Origin of the sequence: Rhizobium sp. WYCCWR 11152 (genome assembly GCF_013087615.1) — a bacterium.
In the GTDB taxonomy this organism is placed as follows: domain Bacteria; phylum Pseudomonadota; class Alphaproteobacteria; order Rhizobiales; family Rhizobiaceae; genus Rhizobium; species Rhizobium indicum.
On record NZ_JABFCP010000009.1, the window covers coordinates 710,731 to 726,662 of the forward strand.

General features: G+C 61.4%; 19 protein-coding genes. 4 read left to right on the forward strand and 15 right to left on the reverse strand.

The window, feature by feature from the left end:
* Nucleotides 1–29 precede the first annotated feature (29 nt).
* The 3 genes from G9X67_RS18735 to G9X67_RS18745 form a co-directional block, all read right to left on the reverse strand.
* Nucleotides 30–887: an MOSC domain-containing protein gene (locus tag G9X67_RS18735; protein WP_138328401.1), complete on the reverse strand. Its 858-nt coding sequence runs from the start codon at nucleotides 885–887 to the stop codon at nucleotides 30–32.
* Nucleotides 888–896: 9 nt separating this feature from the next.
* Nucleotides 897–1,556: an HD domain-containing protein gene (locus G9X67_RS18740; protein WP_171599409.1), complete on the reverse strand. Its 660-nt coding sequence runs from the start codon at nucleotides 1,554–1,556 to the stop codon at nucleotides 897–899.
* A 164-nt stretch (nucleotides 1,557–1,720) separates the two neighbouring features.
* Complete coding sequence (locus tag G9X67_RS18745; protein WP_171599410.1) at nucleotides 1,721–3,616, reverse strand: EAL domain-containing protein; 1,896 nt, start codon at nucleotides 3,614–3,616, stop codon at nucleotides 1,721–1,723.
* Between the two features lie 426 nt (nucleotides 3,617–4,042).
* Here G9X67_RS18745 and G9X67_RS18750 point away from each other — a divergent pair, with 426 nt between their 5' ends.
* Entirely contained in the window at nucleotides 4,043–4,396 is a 354-nt protein-coding gene (locus tag G9X67_RS18750) for a hypothetical protein (protein WP_171599411.1), read from the forward strand.
* A 230-nt stretch (nucleotides 4,397–4,626) separates the two neighbouring features.
* Nucleotides 4,627–5,142 carry a superoxide dismutase family protein gene (locus G9X67_RS18755; RefSeq protein WP_138328397.1) on the forward strand — a complete coding sequence of 172 codons (516 nt, stop codon included), beginning with the start codon at nucleotides 4,627–4,629 and terminating at the stop codon, nucleotides 5,140–5,142.
* A gap of 110 nt (nucleotides 5,143–5,252) precedes the next feature.
* Here G9X67_RS18755 and G9X67_RS18760 read toward each other — a convergent pair whose 3' ends face one another.
* From G9X67_RS18760 to G9X67_RS18795, 8 genes are all read right to left on the reverse strand, one after another.
* Nucleotides 5,253–6,137: a mechanosensitive ion channel domain-containing protein gene (locus G9X67_RS18760; protein ID WP_138328396.1), complete on the reverse strand. Its 885-nt coding sequence runs from the start codon at nucleotides 6,135–6,137 to the stop codon at nucleotides 5,253–5,255.
* A gap of 58 nt (nucleotides 6,138–6,195) precedes the next feature.
* Complete coding sequence (locus tag G9X67_RS18765; protein WP_138328395.1) at nucleotides 6,196–6,726, reverse strand: tyrosine phosphatase family protein; 531 nt, start codon at nucleotides 6,724–6,726, stop codon at nucleotides 6,196–6,198.
* Entirely contained in the window at nucleotides 6,723–7,331 is a 609-nt protein-coding gene (locus G9X67_RS18770; RefSeq protein ID WP_138328394.1) for an HD family hydrolase, read from the reverse strand. The genes G9X67_RS18765 and G9X67_RS18770 overlap by 4 nt, the downstream gene beginning before the upstream one ends.
* On the reverse strand, nucleotides 7,328–8,218 hold the full coding sequence (locus tag G9X67_RS18775) for a folate-binding protein YgfZ (RefSeq protein ID WP_138328393.1): 891 nt from the start codon (nucleotides 8,216–8,218) through the stop codon (nucleotides 7,328–7,330). Before G9X67_RS18775 ends, G9X67_RS18770 begins: the two co-directional genes overlap by 4 nt.
* Nucleotides 8,219–8,316: 98 nt before the next feature.
* Entirely contained in the window at nucleotides 8,317–9,069 is a 753-nt protein-coding gene (locus G9X67_RS18780) for a hypothetical protein (RefSeq protein ID WP_138328392.1), read from the reverse strand.
* A gap of 18 nt (nucleotides 9,070–9,087) precedes the next feature.
* Entirely contained in the window at nucleotides 9,088–9,345 is a 258-nt protein-coding gene (locus G9X67_RS18785; RefSeq protein WP_003546972.1) for a hypothetical protein, read from the reverse strand.
* A 103-nt stretch (nucleotides 9,346–9,448) separates the two neighbouring features.
* Nucleotides 9,449–9,892 carry a TIGR02301 family protein gene (locus G9X67_RS18790; RefSeq protein WP_011651218.1) on the reverse strand — a complete coding sequence of 148 codons (444 nt, stop codon included), beginning with the start codon at nucleotides 9,890–9,892 and terminating at the stop codon, nucleotides 9,449–9,451.
* A 34-nt stretch (nucleotides 9,893–9,926) separates the two neighbouring features.
* Nucleotides 9,927–10,343 (reverse strand): NUDIX domain-containing protein, encoded by a 417-nt coding sequence (locus tag G9X67_RS18795; RefSeq protein WP_020049325.1) that lies wholly within the window; start codon nucleotides 10,341–10,343, stop codon nucleotides 9,927–9,929.
* A gap of 72 nt (nucleotides 10,344–10,415) precedes the next feature.
* On the opposite strand from G9X67_RS18795, the gene G9X67_RS18800 reads away from it, so the two are divergent.
* Both G9X67_RS18800 and G9X67_RS18805 read left to right on the forward strand, forming a co-directional pair.
* The gene (locus G9X67_RS18800) at nucleotides 10,416–10,736 is read left to right on the forward strand and encodes a YnfA family protein (RefSeq protein WP_138328391.1); all 321 of its coding nucleotides are present in this window, start codon (nucleotides 10,416–10,418) and stop codon (nucleotides 10,734–10,736) included.
* 41 nt (nucleotides 10,737–10,777) lie between these two features.
* Nucleotides 10,778–11,545 (forward strand): SOS response-associated peptidase, encoded by a 768-nt coding sequence (locus tag G9X67_RS18805; RefSeq protein WP_171599412.1) that lies wholly within the window; start codon nucleotides 10,778–10,780, stop codon nucleotides 11,543–11,545.
* A 227-nt stretch (nucleotides 11,546–11,772) separates the two neighbouring features.
* Here the strand turns inward: G9X67_RS18805 and G9X67_RS18810 are convergent, their stop codons facing one another.
* The 4 genes from G9X67_RS18810 to G9X67_RS18825 form a co-directional block, all read right to left on the reverse strand.
* Nucleotides 11,773–11,919: a hypothetical protein gene (locus tag G9X67_RS18810; RefSeq protein ID WP_171599413.1), complete on the reverse strand. Its 147-nt coding sequence runs from the start codon at nucleotides 11,917–11,919 to the stop codon at nucleotides 11,773–11,775.
* A gap of 310 nt (nucleotides 11,920–12,229) precedes the next feature.
* On the reverse strand, nucleotides 12,230–13,075 hold the full coding sequence (gene pssA, locus G9X67_RS18815) for a CDP-diacylglycerol--serine O-phosphatidyltransferase (RefSeq protein WP_003558134.1): 846 nt from the start codon (nucleotides 13,073–13,075) through the stop codon (nucleotides 12,230–12,232).
* Between the two features lie 79 nt (nucleotides 13,076–13,154).
* A complete protein-coding gene (locus G9X67_RS18820; protein WP_348647884.1) occupies nucleotides 13,155–14,090 on the reverse strand; it encodes a phosphatidylserine decarboxylase in 936 nt (311 codons plus the stop codon).
* Nucleotides 13,988–15,865, reverse strand: a complete 1,878-nt coding sequence (locus G9X67_RS18825; protein WP_138328388.1) for an ABC transporter ATP-binding protein/permease — start codon at nucleotides 15,863–15,865, stop codon at nucleotides 13,988–13,990. Before G9X67_RS18825 ends, G9X67_RS18820 begins: the two co-directional genes overlap by 103 nt.
* Nucleotides 15,866–15,932 lie beyond the last annotated feature (67 nt).

Below are 15,932 nucleotides of genomic sequence, written 5' to 3' on the forward strand. Positions count from 1 at the left end.
ACCGCTTCGCACTTTTCCTGGAATTGCTTCTATGCTGCGGCGCGACGCTTGAGCGCCCAGCCTTCCGGCCTCTCTTCAACGATGTTGACAGTGTCACCGATCGTGATCCTGCCGCTGCCGCGCGGCGTGACGTTCCAACCGAAGAGCGGGCCGGGCACGCGCCGGTCGGCCGACATGCGGATGCGGCCCATAGCCGGCATCGGGTTTGGTCCCTCGCGGGACCCGGTCAACTGGTCCTGCGTCGTCATGATGCAGCGGGAGCAGGGTTTGACGAGATCGAAGCGGATGCCGGCGATCTCGATCGCCGCCCAGCGGTCCTCCGCCCAGGCTTCGTCGGTATCGATGACGATGTTCGGACGAAAGCGTTCCATACCGACACTGCCTTCGCCATGGGTGGCGAGATCGGCATTCAACGCTTTCAGCGAGCCGGTCGTCGTCACCAGGATCTGGTAGCCGTCGGTAAAGGTCACGGGCGTGGCTTCGCCGGCCCATTCGGCATTCGCCGTCCGCCGTGCCTGCCCGTCGAAGAAGACTAGGCGCACCTCGCGGCCAAGCCAATCGGAAAGCTGCCGGTTGCTCTCCGGATCGGCGACGGCGGCGTTGACGGCAGATTTCCACACGATCACATCCATGCGGGTTTCAGGTTGAGGCGGCGCTACCGATATGTGCGTTTTCCCCTGCATCAGCAGCCGAAAGGCACCGGATTCCGGTCGTACCTCGATGCGTGCGAGGTCGGGCAACTCGCGCTGGGTGATGAAGTGCCCTTGCGCATCGGTGATCATCGCCCGCCGGTCGCCGGGAAGCCCATAGGCGTCGATGTCGGCGGCGGGCAGCGCAATGCCACGGGCGCTCTTGAGCGGATAGATGAAGAGGTCGCTGACAAGCATGCCGTTCTCCTAGATTTCGTCCAAGAATTCCGAGACAAAATCGCGCAGGCTCTTGTCACGCGCGGCCGCCAGCCGGCGGCCGGTCTCGGTCTGGAATCCTTCCGCCAGTTTGAACAGCTTCGTCTGGAAATGGTCAATGGCATAACGCTTGTCATCGAGCGGGCGGTCCGCCGCTGCCGGGTCGAACGGATCGTAGAGCCCGGATCCCAGTCGCCCGGCGATATAGAAGCAGCGGGCGACGCCGATCATGCCGATCGCATCCAGTCGATCGGCATCCTGCAGGATCTTCGCCTCCAGCGTCTGCGGCGCCACCCCGGCCGAGAAACTATGCGCGGTGATTGCGTGGGCCGCGGCCTCGATATCCGCGCCGCTCCAGCCGAGTTCCGCCAGGATCGCCGATGCCTTCTCCGCCGCCAAAGCCGATGCTTTTGCCCGCAGCGGCGAGTTCTTCTCGACGGCGACGCAGTCGTGCAGCAGCACGGAAGCGGCAAGAACCCGCCCGTCGCCGCCTTCTCCCGCATGGATGCGCATGGCATTCCTGAAGACGCGCAGGATATGGGCAAGGTCGTGCGAGCCGTCGTCGCCGTCGGCCGCATGCGCAATCAGCGCCGCGGCAAGCGTTTCGTGTGGGGAGAAGGCTTCAGCCGCGAACATAGCGCCACCTGTCATGAGGAAGATCGTTTTCCGCCGATAGAGCGTCGGCGCGGAAGTGGATGCGGGCGGGTAAAAGGACGCGATAACGAAGATCTGACGAACCGCAGCCGATTTTGTAACGGCTTGCCGGGCGAGTCGCAATCGAGGGTGATCTCAGCGCTTCAGCGCCGCGCGACTTTTCAGATGCGCAACGGACGCTCGCCGCCGTTCTTCGGCGGCAGGGAGAGAAGATGAGGCACGTCGCATGCCGGTCTCGGCGGGCTGATGTGATAACCCTGGATCTCGTCGCATTCCTCGCATTCGAGCAGCGCCAGCTGCTCGGTCGTCTCGACGCCCTCGACGGTGACGCGCATGCCGAGCGCATCGCCGAGCAGGATGATCGCGTGCATGATCGCATGCGCTTCCTTGTTGTCGACGATGTCGTTGACGAAGGATTTGTCGATCTTGATCTTGTCGAAGGGGAAGCTCGAGAGGTAGCTCAGTGAGGAATAGCCGGTTCCGAAATCGTCCATCGAGATGCGGATGCCGCGCTCCTTCAGCGCATGCAGGATCGGCAGAACTTCGCTCAGATTTTCCATCAGCACGCTCTCGGTGATTTCGAGTTCGAGCCTCGACGGCGACAGTGCGGCGGCGGCAAGCGCCTCGCTGACATCGCGCGTCAGGTCGCTGCTGCTGAACTGGATTGCCGAAACGTTGACGGCGATCTTGATGCCCTCCGGCCATAACGCTGCATCGTTGCAGGCCCGGTGCAAAACCCAACGGCCGATATCGACGACGAGGCCGACCTCTTCGGCAAGCGGAATGAAATCCATCGGCGGAACGCGGCCTCGAGCCGGGTGGTTCCAACGGATCAACGCTTCGAAGCCACAGATGCGCCGCTGCACGAGGTCATAAAGCGGCTGGTAGTGCAGCTCGAATTCTTCATTCTCAACGGCTGCTCTGAGGTCCGCCTCCAGTGCGTGGCGCAGCTGAATCTGCGCTTCCATCTCGCTGGCGAAGAAACGTTCGCGTTTGCGGCCGTCCGCCTTGGCATGTGACAGCGCCACGCCGGCATTTTTCAACAGGATATCGGTTTCCTCGCCATCCTCAGGGGCGATTGCGATGCCCATGGAGACGCTGAGTTCCACCTGTTTTTCGCCGTGGGGGAATGGTTTGGAAAGCTCCCGGCGGATCCGCTCGGCAAGCGCCGTCACATTCCGGGGCTGCTGCTTGCCCGTCTGCAGGATGGCGAATTCGTCCGAGCCGAGGCGCGCCAGGGTGTTTTCCGAACCGGCCGAGGCTCGGATGCGCTCGGCGACCTGCAGCAGGATCTTGTCGCCGGCCGAAACGCCCATCGTGTTGTTGATCGATTTGAACCGGTCGAGATTGAGGTGAACGAGGGCAATCTGCTGATCTGGCCTGCGCTCTGTGAGCGTCGCATCCACCTGCTCGCGGAAATGGATGCGATTCGGAAGGCCGGTCAGCGGGTCGTGGTGGGCGAGATAGGTGATGCGCTCGGCCGCCCTTCGATCCTCGGTAATATCGGCATGAATGGAAATGTTGCTGCCGTCGGAAAGGATAGTCACCATGCTCTGGATGATGCGGCCATCGTCCATCAACCATTCGCGCCGACGGAGACTACTGCTCCTTGCGGTTGCGGAGGAATGTCGCCCGGTCCGCCGGCCGGGCTTGGCGCTGGCGCTCTCCGTGCCGCGCATTTTGGCGGTGAGATCGGCGATTGTCGCGCCGGCAATGACATCTTCGTCCGTCAGGTCGAAGAGCTGGCGGAAGCGGGTGTTGGAAAGCGTCAGCCGCTGGTCGGAGTCGAAGACGCTGAGACCGAGCGGCAGGTTGTTGAGGATGATTTCGAAGAGTTTTTTCTGTCCGTCGAACGCTTGGCTGAGGGCGGAAATATTGCCTCTCAGTGCATGGTTTTCCCTTAGCAGCGTTTCCGCGCTTCTCTCGATTTCGTCATAGTCGCTTTCATGGACGCGATAGGTCGCGATCACAAGATCCATCAGGCGCTGCGCATCGATCGATCCATCGGCGGTGACGGCCTCGGTACATTGCCGCCAGAAGAGCGCTTCAGCTTTCATGTGAATGCGTCTCGCGGGACGACAGCGGAGGGAAGCGTCCTCGTTTGATGAACGTGCCTCATTTCGCCGGACATAGAAGACCTTTCTAAAATGAATACAGAGATTGATTTTGATAAGCTGGACGCCCGCTGGTGATGCGTGAATGCCCATTTTGTATGGGCCGGATTAATATTCGGTTGCAGTGCAGCAGAGACCTCGCTGCGTTAGACGTCTGTTTTATATGTGAAAAATACCTGAAATACGGAGAAAGGCGGCCCCCTGATGCTGGAATAGGCCTGCGCTCGGCATTTCGTTAACTTTTGTCAATCATCGTTAATGAGAAGTTAACAACTTATTGACGCACTGCGCAAATCAGTTTAACCACCGAGTCAACAGTGATTTTCCACGTTCGTATTGCGTACAAACACCACCGGCAAAAGGCGGTGAATGGAGGTTTGTATGACCAGCACCACATCCGTTTCAGACACCTCATATGCATATCTGGCGACGCTTTCGCGTCTCGATGCCAATGGCGATGGCGTCCTCAGCCGCGGCGAACGTGCCGCCGATGAGAAGCCCGGCATCATCAAAGAGCTCCTGGACGAGGACAAGAACAGCGACACGCAGCCGAAATTTTCCGGCAGCCTGATCGCGCTGATGATGGACACGCGCAACAGCGGCACGGCAAGCAGCATCGCCGTTTCCTATCCGTTGCAGCAGACCGCGCCGGCGACCGGCGATCAATCCGACGATCTCTACCGTAACACCTACGGCCAGTTCGACTTCAACGCTGTCGCCTGACAACGGGCATCTCAGTTCGGCTAATTTGCGAGCCGGCCGGCTGGCCGGCTTTTTTGGTCCGATATTGCCTGCATAACCCCGAAAGCGGAATGATTTTCGGAAAGGATTATGCGCCAATTTAAAGTCGTAGCGCGTCCTTAGCGCTTCCTATCGGACGCGCGGCGATCTGGATCAGGAACACCTTCCGGTTTGACACGTTCAGAAGGACAACCGGACGGAAGGAGATCTCCATGAAAGTCATGCGCATTATCGCCGCCTTGAGCCTGCTTGCGGTTGCATTGCCGGCGGGCGCTCAGGACAAGCAGACGGCGGTCGCCAATTTCGTCGGCAAGGACGGCAAGGAAGACGGTCGCGCACAGCTGACGGCTGCCGCCACTGGCGGCGTCCTGATCGAAGTCGAGATATCGGGACTGCCTGTGAATAAATGGGTGGCCTTCCATGTTCATGAGACCGGCCGCTGCGACGCCGCGACCCATCACGATTCGGCGGGCGGTCATTTCAACCCTGAGAAGGCGGAGCATGGTATTCTTGCCGCCAAGGGTCCGCACGCTGGCGACATGCCCAATCAATATGTCGGGCAGGACGGCGTGTTGCGGGCGCAGATCTTCGACAGCATGGTCACGCTCGACGGCAAGACCGACGGTATTCGTGGGCGCGCATTGATGGTGCACGCCAATTCGGATGATTATCGCAGCCAGCCTTCGGGTGATGCCGGGGAAAGACTTTCCTGCGGCGTCATCCAATAGCCTGCGGCACAAGTCCTGAAATCGGAATCGATTGAAGGACAAAGCCATGCAGCAATTCAATGTGCGCACAGCGTCGCTGGTCTTAAAAAGATCCGCGGCGCTGCAATGTCTTACTGCCGCGTCTGAGTCGACTTTTTTGCCGTTGCCTCGCCGTTGGACTTTTTTGGCGGCGCGGCATCTGAAGCATCCGCCTCAGCGGCAGGATTCTTGTCGAAGGCGAGTTTCACGCGCTTCACCATGTCACGGCTGACCAGCCACCAATCGCCGGTCTTTGCCCAATAACGAAGCGTTACGGAGATCGCACCGTCACCGAGGCTGTCGATGAAGACGCTGGGTGCCGGTGACGGCAGCACTCTGGAATCGGCTTTGGCAAGGCCCATCAGCCTCTCCATCGCTAGGTCGATGTCATCGTCATGGGGGACGCTGATTTTCAGTTCTTCCCGCCGGGTGGGCTCGCGGCTGAAATTGGTAATCGGCGTATTCCAGAGCGTCGAATTCGGCGCCAACCGGTAGAGCCCGTCGCCGGTTCTGAGTTCGGTCGCAAACAATCCGATTTCGCGCACCGTGCCGGCCACGCTGCTGGTCTCGATATATTCCCCGACGCGGAACGGCCTGAGGATCAGCAGCATGATGCCGGCGGCGATATTCTGCAGCGTCCCTTGCAGCGCCAGTCCGATCGCCAGGCCTGCCGCGCCGAGGGCGGCGATGATCGAGGCGGTCTGGACGCCGAATTGACCGAGCACGGTGATGAACACCAGGATGAGCAGCGCATAGCGCAGCACATTGGTGAAGAATCGCGCCAGCGTCTCGTCGATACCATGAACGCGCGACAGGCCCTCATAAGCCCAGCGGCTGGCAAAACCGGCCAGCGTCCAGCCAAGGACGAGCAGGATCACCGCTCCGAGGACGGAGAAGGAATATTGCACGGCAAGTGCGCTTGCCTGGCTGAGTGCCGTTCGCGTGGCGAGGAGGACATCGGCTGCCTGTTGTTCCATGATCTGGCCCTGTCGATTGCGCGTGGTCGGGGGCTAGATGGAGCGGCTGACAGCAGCGTCAACCGCAGGCGGCGTCTCGGATCGCAAGCACGAAGGGCGCATTGCCGTCGGCATCCACGCCGCGTCCGATTGCCCGCACCGCCGTTACCAGCCTGCCGCTGCGGTCGAGCAGCGCGTCGCCGATCTCGATCAGCCGGGCATTCGGCGTCGCGAAAGGCGAGGCGGCCCGCAGCCGGCGAGCAAGCGTTTCCTCGCTCTGATCGGGTGCCAGCGACAGCGCGGCAATGAGCGCTGCGGCCGGCGATCGCGACACGCCCATCCAGCAATGGATGAGCAGCGGCGTCTCCTGCCGCCACGAAGCGGCAAAGTCGATAATCCCGCGCACATGCGTCTCGTCAGGCGCCACGAGATCGCCTGTGCCCTTGAAGACGATATCGTTCATACCAAGTGTCAGATGGCGCTCGGCCGCGATCACGCCCGGCCGGTGAAAAGCCTGCTCCTTGGCGATCAGGCTGATCATGTCACGCGCCTTGTGGCGCACCGCCATTTCCGCGATGCGCGACAGAGGTGAGACGACGATGAAGGTCACGATACCATCTCCCGCTCGACCTCGATCGCCGCGAAGCGCTCGCAGAACAGCCGCTGCGCTTCGATCGCCGGCAGGGGCTCGATCATGAGCATGTCCTTGCTGATACCGCGCGGCTGGCCGAAGAATTTCTGTGCCTCGGCGGGTTTGAAACCAGCCAGCACGGTCGCCTCGAAATAGGCGGCGATCGTGTCGGCCTTTTTGATCCGGTCCTTGAGATCGCGCGAGGGATGCGGCGGCAGGCCGAAGCGCAGGTGCACGGCGGCTTCCAGCCGCTTTTCCACCGTTTTGTAGCCGCCGCCGACCACCGATTTGAACGGCGATATCATGTCACCGATCACATACTCGGGTGCGTCGTGCAGCAGCGCCATCAGGCACTCCTGCGGCCGCGCATCGTTGAAGCGACGGAAGATATCCTCGACGACGAGACTGTGCTGCGCCACCGAAAAAGCATGATCGCCGGAGGTCTGGCCGTTCCAGCGGGCCACGCGCGCAAGCCCGTGCGCGATGTCGATAAGTTCGACATCAAGCGGCGAGGGGTCGAGCAGGTCGAGCCTGCGTCCGGACAGCATGCGTTGCCAGGCACGCGGAGCTTTCGTCGTTGTCACGCGCTGGCCTCGTCGCCGCTTGTAGGAAAGACAAGGCCGGACCATGCCGGCAGGACGAGGGAAACAGGCGTGTCGCCGGCGAGCAGTGGCGTGCCTGCCGCCATTGCGGCGCCGGCACGGTCGATGCGCACGATCGCAAGTCCATTGCCGCCGTCGACCGAACCGAGTGTTCCCACAGGCTTGCCGGCGGCGGTAATCTCCGTCCCGGTCCCCGGCAGATCTGTTGCGGCGGACACCGTCACGACGCGCCGGCGCGCAGTGCCGCGATGCTGCATGCGCGAGACGACCTCCTGGCCGACATAGCAGCCTTTCCTGAAGGAGAGGCCGCCGTTGAAATCCATCAGCACGTCATGCGGGAAGGCGTCCTGCAGGGCGAAGTCCGATCCTGATGTGACGATGCCGTGGCTGATGCGCAGCGCGTCGTAGAGCGCTTCGCTGCCATCGCCATGTTTGCCGGGCCGGCGGATCAGCGTGATGCCCGCCTTGGCGAAACGGCTGTCTCGGACGCCTTGGCTGTCTCGGACGCCTTGGCTGTCCCGGACGCCTTGGCTGTCCCCGGCGCCCTCGGAATCCTCGCCCCAGGAAACGGTGACGCCCTCTTCGGTGCTTGGCACAAGTGCGACGGCGGCGCGCAGCTTATACATTGTCAGCCGCTTCAGCATGCTGTCGCGCTGGCCGGCATCCGTTTCGATCATGTAGCCGTCGCCGTCCTGCCAGATCATGAAGTCGAACAGGATCTTGCCCTGGGGCGTCAAGAGTGCCCCGGGCCGCGCCTCGTCGGCCTCGAGCGCGACGATATCGGTGGTGATCAGGTTTTGCAGGAAGGATTGGGCTTCCGCGCCGCTGACGAAGAGCAAGGAGCGGTCTTTCAGGAATACGGCTGGCATGGCGGAACCTGTCGCGTTGGTTATCGCTCAGAGGTATGTCTTCATGAGGTGGATCGCAAGCGCCATGCGAAACGTGAAAAGCGCAGGCGAAACGGGCATCAATCGCCCGCTGTGAAGAATTTCCATTTACCCTCAGGCGTAATGCCGAGGCGGTAGAAATTATATCCGCCGAATTCCTGCATGTCGGAGAGATCGCCGGCCGTGACGATGCGCAGCAGCTCGACGCGCTCCGGCGGTGTCAGCGACTTCAGGTCCTTCTCGGCAAAATAGGGCCAGACATACATGTCGTCTGCTGTGCCCTGGCCGACATGCACGAAGCCGGTCGAGATGATGTCGAGCATGATGGCAAGGATCTCGTCGCCGTCAGGATCGCCCGACAGATCCTTCAGCGTGCCGATCGGATCGTCGGTCGGTTCGCCGACAGTCACCTGCGTCTGGTCGGCACCAGTGCCCATCAGCGGCCGCAGCCGCTCGAGATCGCCGGATGCGGCCGCTTCGACGATCTGCTCGCGCATCTTGCGAACTGGCTCGGGCACCTTGCTGATGTCGTAGATCACTTCGACGGGCTTGGAATTATCCTGGGCGCCGGGCGTCTTGTCGACACCCTGACTGTTCTGGCTGTTGACCAGCGGATCGGCCATGGGAACGCCGGGAGTGGTCTGCGGCTGGCTCTGTCCCTGAGCGCCTCCCTGTGCGGGCGGCGTCTCATTAGCCGCCTGGCCGGGGATCTTGTGCAGTTCGGAAAGCGCGTAGGCTGCCGGCGCAAGGAAAACATTGCCGGCGGCGAGGCTGAACGCAAGCAGCACCGGCGCGAGCGAAATTCGCGAAACTTTCTCTTTACCGGTGTGCATCAAACTCTCTGATAACAATTATTGCAGGGTGCGGTTCGCGGAGAATTCGCCGGCAAGCATGCGCTCACGCAGTGAATCCAGCAGGGCTTCGGCGCTCTTTTCCCCATGCAATCTGATCGTCTCGCGCAGCGCATGTGCAATGGCAGCATCCGCGATGATTTCAGGCTCGATCCCGTCGGCCATACCGTCGGCCCAAGCCTCGTTCTGGTACTCCAGAGCTGCCTGCATCTTTTCGTGGACGATCATGTCGTCGATGTCGTTGAGGCTTGCTTCCATTGTTTTTTCCTCAGCACTTCTCATGTCTTACTGCACCGTTAACAACACTAACAGCCTTTTCCCAAAACGACACGTCCGCTTGCGAAAACAGGTTAATTAAACGTCAATTTCCAAAGCGCGAGGTAATTTCTGTGGCAAGTGTTGCACCTTCGTTACGGTAGCGCTCTTCTGCCACGATGGCCGCCGGGGTGCAATCCGTATAGACCGAGGCGAAGGCGCGATAGCCGCGATTGAAGGCCGCTGTCAGCTTTTCCTTGCGCTGCGGCTCGTTGCCGGTCTCCGAATCGAGCAGCTGCTGCATGCCGTTTCGCCACTCGTCGCCACCCGCCGCCTTGCAGAGCGTTCTCAGATAATGCACCGAACCCAGCACCTCGGCGAACCGCGCCAGCTTGTCGTCATAGGGCACGCTCACGATCGGCGGTGCAATCTCCTCCTCCTGCGGAGGCGGCGTATTCTTGCCCTGCGCCATCGTGGGGCCGGCGAGCACGAGCAGGGACAGAAAAACGCGTCGAACGGGAATCATGCTCACAGTTGATACGCTCAGCATGACGGCAACAAGGCGTGCTTTGAAGTTTCCACGCCTATTCGCCGCCCGCCAGCCGCTCCGCGCATTCGAGCACGCTCTGCGGTACGGGCAATTGCCGGATTTCCTCCACCGTGTACCAGCCGAGGGCTGCCGCATCGTCGGCGGCTTCCGCCACGGCATCCCGATCCGCATCGACGCGAAAGACCGACAGTAGGAAATGGCTCTTGACGCTGCCGTCGGCCGCATGCGTCTTCAGGTCGTAGGTCGAAAACAGCCGCGGATTACGTGCCGAAATGCCGGTCTCTTCATGGAGTTCGCGCAATGCCGTTTGCTCCGGCGTTTCGCCGGGCTCGGCCCGTCCGCCGGGAAAGGCATACATGTCTGCGGAGGGCGGATTGCGCCGCAACACGAGGAGGAATCGTCCGTCGCGTTCGAGAATGGCGGCGGAACCGGGTTTGGCGGTGGAGATCATCGGAGGCTGCTCTTGCTGTGATGGCCCATCTTATCGGAGGAATAGTGCGACGGGGATTCGAAAGGTGCTTCCGTGACCTACATCATCTTTGCGTTTGCTGCCCTCTTCGAGATCGCTGGCTGCTTTGCCTTCTGGGCATGGCTGAAGCTCGAAAAGTCCGTCTGGTGGCTGGCACCGGGCATGGTCTCTCTGGCGCTTTTCGCCTGGCTTCTGACGCTGGTGCCGAGCGAGGCTGCCGGCCGTACCTTCGCGGCCTATGGCGGCATTTATATCCTCGCCTCGCTGCTCTGGCTATGGCTGGTCGAAGCTCGCGTGCCTGATCGTTACGATATCGGCGGCGCGCTGATCTGCCTTGTAGGCGCCAGCCTCATCCTCTTCGCACCGAGAGGCTGAGGCGCCTTGACCGGGCGCAAGCGGGGTGCAAAGACAAGCCGATGTGTGGACGTTTCGCCCTGACAAGCTCCAGCGCCGACCTGCGCGAATTCTTCTCCGGTCTCGATCTCGACGATTTTCCGGCGCGCTACAACATCGCGCCGACGCAGCCGATCCTCGTCGTCATGTCAGGCGAGGGCAGGGAGCAGGGCAGCAATTTGGCCGACCGGCGCGCCGTGCTCGTGCGCTGGGGCCTTACGCCGTGCTGGGTCAAGGATCCGAGAGATTTCCCGCTGCTGATCAACGCGCGCTCCGAAACCGCGATCGGCAAGGCCTCTTTCCGCGCCGCCATGCGTCATCGGCGCGTGCTCATTCCGGCCTCCGGTTTCTATGAATGGCATCGCCCGCCAAAGGAAAGCGGCGAGCGGCCGCAGGCCTATTGGATCAGACCGCGCCAGGGCGGGGTCATCGCCTTTGCCGGGCTGATGGAGACATGGTCCTCGGCCGACGGCTCCGAGGTCGATACCGGCGCGATCCTGACGACATCGGCCAATTCAGCCATATCAGCGATCCACGATCGCATGCCGGTCGTCATCAGACCTGAGGATTTCACGCGCTGGCTCGATTGCAAGACGCAGGAACCGCGTGAGGTGGCCGACCTGATGCAGCCCGTTCAGGACGATTTCTTCGAGGCCGTCCCGGTCTCCGACAAGGTCAACAAGGTCGCCAATATGGGTCCCGATCTGCAGGAGCCGGTCGCCATCGAAAAACCGCTGAAGGCGCCCGACAAGCAAAAGTCTGACGACGGCCACCAGCTCAGCTTCTTCTGAAACGGGATCGGTCGCATCTGCAGGCCAGTCGGCGACCGATCGGCGCCGACGTCTCACATAGGCGGCGGCTATACGTCGCTTCGTCCCATCAGGTTTTTCGGGTTGTGCTTATGTCGCCAGAGCGTGGTCGGAAGACTTCCGGCGATCGCCTCGTCATTGACTTCGTCAGCGGTGCCTAACGCATGTAACCCGAAAGCACGCATGATTCCGATTTGAAGCCTTCCGCCTCAAGCGGATTTTTTGACGCCGGTCGGCTTATGCTTTGCCATCAGCGATGCTGCGGCAACAGCCTTCAGGCCGACGGGGCGATAGTTGGCGGCGAGGTCTGGCTTGGCCGCCTGCTGTTCGCCGGTACTGCTCTTCTTCGAAGTCACGATACTCTCCTTGCGTGGTTCTTCCCTGGGTATTTTCTAGTTTGATGTTTCGTCACGAATAGCGACAAAACGGGGGCGTAGCTTATCAGGATTTGTAAACGCCCACCATAATTCGCGAGGCTTAACTGAAGCCTACGTTGGTTAATACTTACTGAAGAGAGCAGTTCCAATAAAAGTCCGAAAGCGGTTTTCTGGGGAAAGCGCGCAACGGTTTTCACCCGGATAAAGCGCATGCTTTTCCCGGGGATCCGTCAGAACGAAGGAGGGAAGCATTTCCGTCATTCGAAGAAATCCGGAAATGCTCGGGAGATCAGATGTGCCGGCCGATATCGTCGTCGCCGATGCCGGGTTCCTCGATCGTCAGCGTCCCGTATTTCCGCCGCCATTTCCGCGCGCCGAAGGGAAGCGATATGAGGTAGGCGGCAACGGTGAAGACCATCACTTCCCAGGTGTAGCTCATCAGCAGAGCCACGTAGAGCACGACGCCGAGCATCATCGGCAGCACGAGATCGCGCCGCAAGCGGTTGCCTTCCGATTTGCCCGACCAGACCGGCAGCCGGCTGATCAGCAGGAAGGCGATGAGCACGGTGTAGATCGACGAGAGATAGGCGAAGGTGCGGTCCGTCGCCAGCCCGAGGAAGCCGAGATAGACCGGCAGCAGCACCAGCATGGCGCCGGCCGGCGCCGGCACGCCGACGAAATATTCCGATTGCCAGCTTGCCTTGTTCTCGCGTTCGGCCATGACATTGAAGCGGGCAAGGCGAAGCCCGGCGGCGATCGCATAGATCAGGGCGGCGATCCAGCCGAGCGAACGCGCCTGGTCGAGCGCGAAGACATAGACGACGAGGGCGGGTGCGACGCCGAAATTGACGATGTCGGCAAGCGAATCCATCTGCGCGCCGAACTTCGAGGTCGCCTTCATCAACCGCGCCACGCGCCCGTCGATGCCGTCGAGGAAGGCGGCGAGCAGCACCATGGAGACGGCGAGCTCATAACGATTCTCGAAAGCCAGCCGGATGCCGGTCAGCCCGGCGCAGATCGCCAGAATAGTGATGAGGTTCGGAAAGACGAGCCGGAGCGGGATTTCGCGCAGACGCGGGCCGCGGGCGGAATCATCCGGCCCATTGGGCTCGAAAGGCGGAAAAGGCGTTTCCATATCGCGTTCCAATCGTTCCTAAGGCAATTCCAGCAACAGTGCGTAGCGCTTCTGCACTTCCGTGAAAAGCTGAACCGCTCTAGCTGCGACGGCTGATAATGGGACCCTTGGCGGAGGCGAATTCGGCGATGACGGTTTCTCCCGCAACCGCCGTTTGGCCGAGCGAGACGCGGGGCGCGGCACCGGCGGGCAGGAACACGTCGAGCCGCGAGCCGAAACGGATCAGCCCGAAACGCTCGCCGGCATCCAGCGGCTCGTTGGGGTTTGCCCAGCAGAGGATGCGCCGTGCGACGAGGCCGGCGATCTGCACGACGCCGATCTGGCCGTGGCCGGTTTCGATCACCAGCCCGTTGCGCTCATTGTCTTCGCTCGCCTTGTCGAGCTCGGCGTTGACGAAGCTGCCGGAGCGGTAGTTGATGCTGACGATGCGCCCGCGCATCGGCGCCCGGTTCACATGGCAATTGAAGACGTTCATGAAGACGGAGATGCGCAGCATCGGCTCGGGGCCGAGGTTGAGCTCGGCCGGCGGCGTCACCATCTGGATCGCCGACACCTTGCCATCGGCGGGAGAGATCACCAGGTCGTCGTCCTGCGGGGTCACGCGCTCCGGATCACGGAAGAAATAGGCGCACCAGAGCGTGAAGATCATGCCGATCCAGAAGAGCGGCTCGAAGATCCAGCCCAAGACCAGCGACGCGACGAAGAAGGCGGCAACGAAGGGATAACCCTCCTTGTGCACGGGGACGATCGTGTTGCGAACCGTGTTGAACAGGCTCATGGCTGCCGGTCTCCTTGCGTTTTCATTTTTGCTGGTTAGCGAAAAACCGTCTCTGGGGCAATGCTGTGGCCTCGGCCCTGGTTCCCACGCCGGGTTTCTGAACAACAAAAGTCGGCCGGCGTCGGTTTCCCTTGTCAGCTTGCCGGAGCAAGCCGCGTTATCACGCCGAGGTCGTCGCTTTCGCGCACCTGCTTGAGATGTTCCTCCGCCTGTGTCGCCTCGCGCTGGCGGTTCCACATCGAGGCATAAAGACCGTTCCTTTCGAGGAGGGCGGCATGTGTTCCGCGCTCGGCGATCTCGCCGCTTTTGAGCACGATGATTTCATCGGCGCCGATCACCGTCGAAAGCCGGTGGGCGATGACGAGCGTCGTGCGGTTCTTCGAAACCAGGTCGAGTGCCTCCTGGATCTCCCGTTCCGTCGTCGTGTCGAGCGCCGACGTGGCCTCGTCGAGGATCAGGATCGGTGGCGCCTTGAGGATGGTGCGGGCGATCGCTACCCGCTGCTTCTCGCCGCCCGAAAGCTTCAGCCCGCGCTCACCGACCTTGGTTTCGAAACCCTCGGGCAGCGTTTCGATGAAATGCGCGATCTGCGCCACCTCGGCGGCGGCAAAGACTTCGCCGTCGCTGGCCGATGTGCGGCCGTAGCGGATGTTGTAGGCGACCGTGTCGTTGAAGAGCACTGTATCCTGCGGCACCATGCCGATCACCGAGCGCAGGCTCTTCTGCGTCACCGTGCGAATATCCTGGCCGTCGACGGTGATTGCGCCGCTCTGAATATCGTAGAAGCGATAGAGCAGGCGCGACAGCGTCGATTTGCCCGCACCCGAAGGGCCGACGACGGCGACCGTCTTGCCGGCCGGCACCTCGAAGGAAATGCCCTTCAAGATCGGACGGGCCGCATCATAGGCGAAATGCACGTCCTTGAAGGAGATCGCGCCCAGGCCGATCCGAAGTTCGGTCGCATCGGGGGCGTCTTTGACTTCGGTCTGCACCTCAAGCAAATCGAACATCTGTTCGATATCGGTCAGCCCCTGGCGGATTTCGCGGTAGACGAAGCCGATGAAGTTGAGCGGTACGGAAAGCTGCAGCAGCATCGAATTGACGAAGACGAAATCGCCGACCGTCTGCTCGCCGCGCTGCACGGCCAGCGCCGACAGCACCAGCATGATCGTCGTGCCGATGCCGAAGATGACGCCCTGGCCGAAGTTCAGCCAGCCGAGCGAGGTCCAGACATCGGTCGCCGCCTTTTCGTAGCGTTCCATCGATTTGTCGAAACGCTTTGCCTCCATCTCCTCATTGCCGAAATATTTGACCGTCTCGAAATTGAGGAGAGAGTCGATCGCCTTGGTGTTGGCGTCGGTATCGCTGTCGTTCATCGACCGGCGGATAGCGATGCGCCAGTCGGATGCCCGGATCGTGAACCAGATATAGGCCCAGACGGTAAAAGCGGTAACGGCGAGATAGGAGAAGCCGTAGCCCCACCAGAAGATCACCGCCGTCAGCAGGAATTCGATGACGGTCGGGACGGAATTGAGGATCGTGAAGCGCACGATCGTCTCGATACCCTTGGTGCCGCGCTCGATGATGCGCGATAGCCCGCCGGTCTTGCGCTCGAGATGGAAGCGTAGCGAAAGCCCGTGCATGTGCACGAAGGTCCTGTAGGCGAGCTGGCGCACCGCATGTTGTCCGACACTGGCAAAGAGCGCGTCGCGCAGCTGGTTGAGGCCGAGCTGGATCAGCCGGGTGATGTTATAGGCAATCACCAGCGCGATGGCGCCGGCCAGCAGCGGCGGCACCGAGCCCGCAAGATCCATCCTGCCGTTCAGCGCATCGGTCGACCACTTGAAGAAATAGGGGACGAGCAGCAGTACGAATTTGGAGATCAGCAGAAAGACCGAGGCCCAGACGACGCGCATCTTCAGGTCGGGCCGGCCGGCCGGCCACATATAGGGCCAGAGGTTGAGAAGCGTCTGCGGCAGGTTGGATTCCGAGACTGTCTTGCCGTTTGCCATGATTGTCTCCAGCCCGGATGGGCTTGCCGCGATTCGATGCCGGCAAGCGCGCGGAACCGGGACCTGC